General features: G+C 70.6%; 4 protein-coding genes. 1 reads left to right on the top strand and 3 read right to left on the bottom strand.

The window, feature by feature from the left end; genetic code table 11:
* Positions 1 to 49: 49 nt before the first annotated feature.
* From Q4A20_RS14305 to Q4A20_RS14315, 3 genes are all read right to left on the bottom strand, one after another.
* A complete protein-coding gene (locus tag Q4A20_RS14305; RefSeq protein ID WP_303123998.1) occupies positions 50 to 1,816 on the bottom strand; it encodes an ABC transporter ATP-binding protein in 1,767 nt (588 codons plus the stop codon).
* Entirely contained in the window at positions 1,813 to 3,696 is a 1,884-nt protein-coding gene (locus tag Q4A20_RS14310) for an ABC transporter ATP-binding protein (protein ID WP_303124000.1), read from the bottom strand. The genes Q4A20_RS14305 and Q4A20_RS14310 overlap by 4 nt, the downstream gene beginning before the upstream one ends.
* Before the next feature lie 81 nt (positions 3,697 to 3,777).
* A complete protein-coding gene (locus tag Q4A20_RS14315; protein WP_303124002.1) occupies positions 3,778 to 6,183 on the bottom strand; it encodes a YhgE/Pip domain-containing protein in 2,406 nt (801 codons plus the stop codon).
* A 204-nt stretch (positions 6,184 to 6,387) separates the two neighbouring features.
* Here Q4A20_RS14315 and Q4A20_RS14320 point away from each other — a divergent pair, with 204 nt between their 5' ends.
* Positions 6,388 to 7,203, top strand: coding sequence for a TetR/AcrR family transcriptional regulator (locus Q4A20_RS14320; protein WP_303124004.1), 816 nt, complete (start codon positions 6,388 to 6,390; stop codon positions 7,201 to 7,203).
* Positions 7,204 to 7,619: the final 416 nt, after the last annotated feature.

The following is a 7,619-nucleotide window of genomic DNA, read 5'->3' on the forward strand; positions in this document are numbered from 1 at the left end:
TACCGACCTCGGCACGGAACTTCTACCGACCTCGCGGGGGATGGGGCGGTCAGGTGCTGACCCAGGCCTGCCACAGGCGGGTGTACTCGCCGCCGGCGGCCAACAACTCCGCATGCGGACCAAGTTCCACAATTCGACCGTTGATCACCACCGCCACCCGGTCGGCGGCCGCGGCCGTGTCCAGCCGGTGGGCGATGGCCACCACAGTACGCCCGGCCAGGACGGCATCGAGCGAGCGCTCGGCGGAGCGGGCGGCGCTTGGATCCAATAGGCTGGTGGCCTCGTCCAGCACGAGCGTGGCCGGATCCATCAGCACGATGCGTGCCAACGCCACCTGTTGAGCCTGCCCCGGGGTCAGTTGCGCACCGCCTGCACCGACGCGGGTCTCCAGGCCGTCGGACAGACCCCGCACCCAGTCATCAGCCCCCACTGCTTCCAGTGACCGCTTGAGTTCGGCGTCGGTGGCGTCCGTGCGCGCCAGTCGCAGGTTGTCCGCCAGGCTGCAGGCGAAGACGTGGTGCTCCTGGGTCACGAGCGCCACCTCACGGTGCAGGGCGTCCTCCGTGAGCGCGGTCAGATCGATTTCGTCGCCGTCCTCGCCGTCGTTCACCGTCACTCGCCCGCGGGTAGGCGGGTGGATGCCGGCGAGCATGCGGCCGAGCGTGGATTTGCCGGAGCCGGATGGGCCGACCACGGCCAGCCGCTCCCCCGGGATCAGCTCCAGATCGACGTCGTGCAAGACGTCGTGTCCGGGCCGGTAGGCGTATGAGACGCCGCGCACACGCGGAGGCCGACCCGTGACCGCCCCGCTGGTGGCCTCCCGGTCGGGGCGCACCAATTCCACACCCACGATCCGGGACATGGCCGCACCCGCCGACTGCAGGGAGTCGATCCAGAAGGTCACCTCCGAAACGGGCGTGCGCAACTGGATGGCGTACAGCGCCACCGTGGTGATAGCACCGAGGGTGACGGCACCGTGCCCAGCAAGCCAGGCGCCCCAGGCGACGACGGCGATCACCGGCGCGAATGACCCCAGCCCCAGCACGGTGATCAGGACGATGCGCAGCCACAGCGTGTACTGTTCGGTGGCCCAGACCTCGATTGTGGCCCGGTCCAGGATGCGGTTGCGGCGCGCCCCGAGCGCGTGAGCGTCAACGGTGTCGGCCTGGTCGGCGGTTTCGGCGATGACGCCGTCGACCTCCGCCCACATGGCGTTCATGGCCCGGTAGGCGGGCACGGCGTGGCGCAGGTACCAGCGCCACGCCGGCACCACGGCCAGTAGCGGCACGATCATGGCGAGGCTGAGCCTTGGGGAGGTGATCACCGCGGCGGCCACGATCGTCAGCAGCGTGAGCACGATGACGAGGATCTGGCTGACGCCGCGCTGAACGACGGTGCGGATGGACTCCAGGTCGCGGCCGGTGCGCCCCAGCAGGTCGCCCGTGCCGGCGGACTCGACCACCGACAGCGGCAGGTGCATGGCCGACCCGACCAGCCGCTCACGCAGCTCGGCGAAGACCCGCTCCCCCAGTACGCGGGCCAAGTACTCGCCGCATCCGGTCAGGGCGGCGTTGCCCATCGCCAGGGCGATGACTACGGCGATGAGCGCCTGCAGCCGCCCGGCGGCCTCGGCGCCCGGCGTTCCCGCCACCAGGTCCACCATGGCTCCGAGCACCCTCGGGATGCCCACCGCGGCCAGGGCGGCCAGCAGCTGGAGAGTGGTTACAGCGGCTACGGCGCCCCTGTGCTCGCCGATCAGTTTCAGGGCGCGACGGCGGACGGCGGCGGCGTCGGCGACGGGCAGACGCCGGTTCATGACGCTCCTCCAGTTTCGGCTCCGCGTTCGACGACGGCCCGGTAGGCGTCCAGGCCGCTTAGCTCGTGGTGGGTGCCGCGGGCCAGCTCACGCAGTCCTGCCGCGCCGACGTCGAGCAGCACCACTTCATCGCAGCGGCCCAGCAGCAGCGGGGAGGAGGTGACGACGACGGTGGTCAGGCCCCGCCGCTCCGCCTGCAGCCGCCGAGCCACCAGATCCTCGGTGTGAGAGTCCAGGGCGCTGGTGGGCTCGACCAGCACCAGCACGGGCGCACGGCGGGCGACGGCGCGGGCCAACACCAGGCGCTGACGCTGCCCACCGGAGACATTGCGGGCCTTTTCGGTGAGTTGGCCGTCCAGGCCGCCGAGGGAGTCCAGGGCGTCGCCCGCCGCGGCAACGGCGAGGGCGTGCTCGGCACGGTCTCGCTGGTCGGGAGTCAGTGGCGGCGCACCACCGCCGGCCGCCGGCCCGGCATCGCCGTGGGCGCCGGCCACCGCGCCGGTGCGGATGATGTCAGCGGTCGGGCGTGGGCCGGACAGGGGGATCTCGTCGCCGAGGATCTCCTCGGCGAGTGTCCCGGCGAAGGCCTCAGCCTGGGCGGCGGACACAACGATGGTGCGGCGCACCTCCTCCAGCGGAACCGTCCGCAGATCGGTGCCGCCGAGGGTGACGGGACCATCGGCGTCATCGGCACGACCCAGACGCTCGGCCAGGGCGGCGGCCCGGGCCGAGTCGGCGCACACCAGGGCGGTCATCCGCCCGCCGCGCAGCACGATTCTGGTGCCGAGGTCGGTCAGGTCGCCGGCCGGGTCCAGGTGCGCCCCGGGCAGTACCTCGGCGTCGTCGGTGAGCGGCTCGACCGCCTCGATGCGGGCCACCTTGCGGGCGCCCACCCAGGCGCGGGTGGAGAACTGGATCAGGTCGGCCATGACACCCAGCGGCCCGACCAGGAAGGTGGTGTAGCCGTAGAAGGTGACCAGCTGGCCGGGGGTGATCGTACCGGTCAGGGCCGCACGGGCGCCCGCGCCGACGACGACGGCGGTGAACACCATGGGTGCGCCGGCCTTGACGGTGGCCAGGAGCGCCTGGGTGGAGGCGACGCGGATGCCGGCGTCGCGCACCCGGCGGGAGGCCTCGGCGTAGCGGGCGGCGTAGACGTCCTCCCCGCCGATGCCGCGCAGGACGCGCAGGCCGGCCACGGCGTCGGTGGTGATGGTGGATAGGCGCCCCTGCTCCTCGCGCTGCACCGACAGGCGCCGGTCCAGGGGCCGGATGAAGGCCCCCACCAGCGCCAGCACGAACGGCAGGCCGATCAGCACCAGCAGTCCCAGGGCCGCGGAGGTGCGCAGCATGAGCACGCCGACGGCGACGACGCTGATCAGTGCACCGATGACGTTGACGCCGAAGTACATCAGCTCACCGATGTTGTCGGAGTCGGCGGTGATGGCGGCGATTACGTCACCGCTGGCGATCTGGCGGGTGACGGCGCGCGAACGCAGGCCCAGCCGGTGGGCGGGGGCGCGCATGGTGGGTTTCCAGGCGCCGGCCCAGGCGGCGAAGCCGGTGGCGTCCTCCAGGCCGGCGGTGAGTGAGCCGAGCAGCACCAGGCCGAGCAGCGCGGCCAGTCCGGGCAGCAGGCGAGTGGTCAGGCCCGCCTCCAGTCCGGCGTCGAGCAATTCTCCCAGCACCAGAGGGGTGAGCGCTTGAGCGAGGTAGGAGGCGGCGGCTACGACCACGCCGCAGCCGATGGCGGGCCCGCTCATCCAAGTAACTGCGCGCAGCAGGCCACCGGGTGTGGTGGGTAGGTCGGGTGGCGGCGTCGTCTGCACTGACAGGAGGGCGGGCCAGCGGCGCGGGACGCGGGCGACGGGGATCGGCACAATCCCCAAGCCTATGCGCACCGGCCAGTCCGGGCCACAGCAGACCACCCCGACAGCGGACCACCCCGGCAGCGGACCAGGTCAGGCTGCCGTGGGCGCCAGGGCATTGTCGGCCGGTAACGGCCTGGGGCCGCGGCGCAGGCGGGCACCCAGCAGGATGAAGGCCCAGGCGGCCAGCGCCCAGACGGCCAACACGAGCAGTGTTTGCAGGTAGATCCCATCCACGCCGCCGCCGGCGATCAGCCGCCGGAAGGCCAGTTGGGTGTAGCTCATCGGCAGGTAGGGGTGAATCCATTGGAAGAAGCGCGGTGTGGTCTCGATCGGGAAGGTCGCGCCCATGGATGCGATCTGCAGGCTGAGCAGGGCGACGGACACGAAGCGGCCTCGGAAGGCGAGGGTGGCCAGGCAGGCCTGGTTGATGGCCACGAAGGTCAGCGACGCGGCGATCGCCATGGCGCACAGGCCCGGCAGGTTGGCGGCATGTATGCCCCCGGCGGCATTGACCGCCACCATCATCACCACGGCCTGGGCGACGGCCAGCAGGGCGGCCGTGACGGCAGGGCGGGTGGCCGCGGCGTACCACCGCTCGCCGTGGTCGCGCCTGTCCAGAGCCGGCAGGACCAGGAACAGTGAGATGGCGCCGACCCACAGGGACAGGCTCATGAACATCGGGGTGAAGCCGGCACCGTTGTTGGCCACGGGGTGTTCCCGCATGACGCCGACTCCGGCGGTGTCGGCGCCGACCTCGGTCATGGTCCGGCGCTGGGCGGCGGTGTAGTCGGGGATCTGCGCTGCGGCGCCATCAAGACCGGAGGCGAGGGCACCGGCGCCGGCAGACAGGTTACGCGCACCGGAGTTGACCGCGTTCGTGCCGCCGGCCAAGCGGGAGGTGCCCGAGGAGAGCGTGGATGCCCCGGCCGACAGGGTGTTCAGGCCGGCTGACAGGTCATTGGATCCGGTGGCGAGCCGGCTCGCCCCGCTGCTGATGGTGGCGGCACCGGCAGTGAGTGTGTCGCCCCGGGCGGACAGGGCCGCCAGCACCCCGGTGAGGGTGGCACCACTGCCGGTGGAGGCATCGTAGACATCGGCACTCCTTCCCAGTGCCCCGGCCAGGGTGGCGGCACCGGTGGACGCCTCCGTCACCCCGGTGGCGATCTGGCCGACGGCGCTTTGCAGCCGGATGGTGCCGGATGAGAGCTGATCCGCGCCGGAGGCGACCTGGCCGACGGCGCCGGTGACGTCTGAACCGGAGGCGGTCAGGGCGTTGAGCCCGCCCAGCACGGTGGCGGAGTCGGCCGTATCCGTGGGGGTTCCCAGGGCGCCCGCGACCCGGGTGATGGCTTGGCAGGTCGCGTCCGTCTGACCGTGTTCACTCACGCACTGCTGGTAGACGCCCGCAAGCGCGTCCAAGACCTGGCCGGCTCCCGCCCGCGTGGCACTCACCCCGCCGATGTAGTCATTGACGACGCCGTACAGGGTCGCCTGGCCGGCCGCCGCCGAGTCGGAGGAGGTTCCGATCCCGCTGACCGCGGCGGCGGCGCCGGAGGCGAGATCGTTGGCGGCCCCGTACAGCGTCTCCTGGCCGGCCGCCGCCGAGTCGGTCGTGGAACCGACGCCGTCGGACAGCGTCGTCAGGCCCGTGGCCAGTTCCCGGGCGCCGGGGTCGATTTCACCGCTTAGAGTCGCGTACGCCTGATCAACGCCGTCCACGTAGTCGGTCAGACCCGCGGACAGGTCGGAGGCTCCGGTGGACAGGTCGGTGGCGCCCGAGGTCAAGTCGGTTGCGCCGGAGGCCGCCGCGGATGCCCCGACCGCCACCCGCTTTGCGCCGGAGTCGACCGTGGCGGCGCCCGTAGCGAGGTTGGAGGCGCCGTCGGCGAGGTTGGAGGCGCCGGAGGCCAGGGCGGTGGCACCGTCGGAGGCCTCAACGAGCCCGTCCCGGACGGTGGACACGCTCAGCAGCAGGGTGGACAGGACACGCTCGGCCCCCTCCTGCTCCAGGCGTTTGGACAACTCGGAGGCGACGGTGGCGGCCAGGGAGTCGGTCAGGTAGTTGACGCCGTCGTCGGTGACGAGTTCCAGTTCCTGGGTGACGGCGTCGGAGGGGTCTTCTGAGCCGACTCGGGAGGCGATCTTGGAGAAGTCGGCGGGTATGTAGAGGATGGCGCGGACCTTCTGCGTCCTGATATCCGCCTGGGCGGTCGCGGCGTCCATCTGCTCCCAGGTGAAACCGACCGATTCCTCACCGTCGGGGTGGGTGAGTGCATCGGTCAGGTCGGCACCGAGGTTGAGGGTCTTGGTCTTGCCGTCGGCGAGGGTGGCCGTGTATGCGGAGTCCTCGTTGACGACGGCGGCCTTGATGTCGGAGAGCCGGTTGGTGGGGTTCTGGTACGCGAGGGTCATCAGACCCGCGTACAGCAGCGGGACGATCGATACCGCGATCACCACTATCAGCTTCGTGATGCGTGATCCGCTGAGCCTCTTCATTTTCAGTTGCCTCCCCTGAGTTCCGCCAAGCGGCGATACAGGTATGTATCGACTTTTCAATACATGGCTGTATCCTGCGGGTCTGACAGGAGAGCGAGCAGTCGACGAAGAATTCCCGGACAGATGCCGAGAACATCCCTAGAACCGTCACCGCGGATGTCGCAACCGACGCGGACCGGTACGAAATGACATGATGATCCGGTCATGGACACGAGTAGGGAGCACGCGGCGGATTTCATTGAGGCGGCCGGTGTGCGCCTGTCGGCCCGCCGGGCCGCGGTGCGCCGGCTGATCGGCGCCGTACCGTCCGAACGGCGCGCCCAGACGCAGGCGCTGCTGCTGGCGGCCGGCCGCGAACTGATCGCCGATCAGGGCATCGCAGGCACGTCCGTGGGAGACATCTGCTCACGGGCCGGTTTCAGTCGCGGCGCCTTCTATTCCAACTTCACCGACATGGACCATTTCGTGCAGCGCCTGGCCGAGGAGCAGTGGGCCTCCATCATCGAATTCGTGGAGGATTCCGTGGTGCACGAACTGCCTCACGGCGCGCAGGCGAGTGCCCCGGAGACCGACTCCGAGGTCGCGGCGGGCCTGGCCGGCCTCACCTCCCGTCTGCTCGGCGCGATGCCCATCTCACGCGAGCTGTTCCTGCTGCAGCACGAATTCGCCGCCTACATCGCACGCGCAGGCGACCACGCCGGAGCCGCTCTCCTGCGCGAGGGCCATGCCGCCTTCAAACGCCGGCTGGGCAGCGTGCTGATAACCGGGCTGGCATCGATCGGCCGCGAGTGCCTGCTCAGTCCCGAAGACACCACCGAACTCGTCTTCGCCGTCGCCGAACGCTCGATGCGCATGGCGCTGACCGAGGAGCCCGCAGACCTCGCCACCGACGAGCCGGACCTGATCTCCTTCCTGGAACGGGCCCTGCCGACGCTCTTGGCCCGCCTGTCTACGCCGGTCCCCCACATACCGCGCGCCCTTGACACGCACGGTGGTGGCTCAGCTACTCTCGCGCCATGACCACTTCGACGCCCACGACCCGTGCCCTGATGGCGCGCGCCGAGAGCATGCGTCGAATGCGGATGCGCTGACAGCGCCAGCCGTCGCTGTTTACACGAGTAACGGTCAGAGTCCGAGTCGCCCGTGGGCGCTCGTCGCACTCCGCTGCCCCTTGGGTTCGCGTTCATCTTCTTCGCATCTTCTCACCCCGCCGCCGCGCCCGTTCCTCGCCGAGTTCGGTCGAAATTACCGCCGAGTTCGGTCGAAATAACCGCCGAGTTCGGTCGATATGGCGGCGCCAAACCCAACAGGAACCACCATGACCACTCTCACTCCCGCCAGATTCCCGGCCACCTACCCCCTATCCGATCAGCCGAGTCATTCACCGATCTCGGAGCGTCGGGCCTCGTCCGCCGCGGCCACGCCGCCAGCCGCCG

The sequence above is a fragment of the Actinomyces sp. genome (genome assembly GCF_030530635.1).
Classification (GTDB): Bacteria; Actinomycetota; Actinomycetes; order Actinomycetales; family Actinomycetaceae; genus Actinomyces.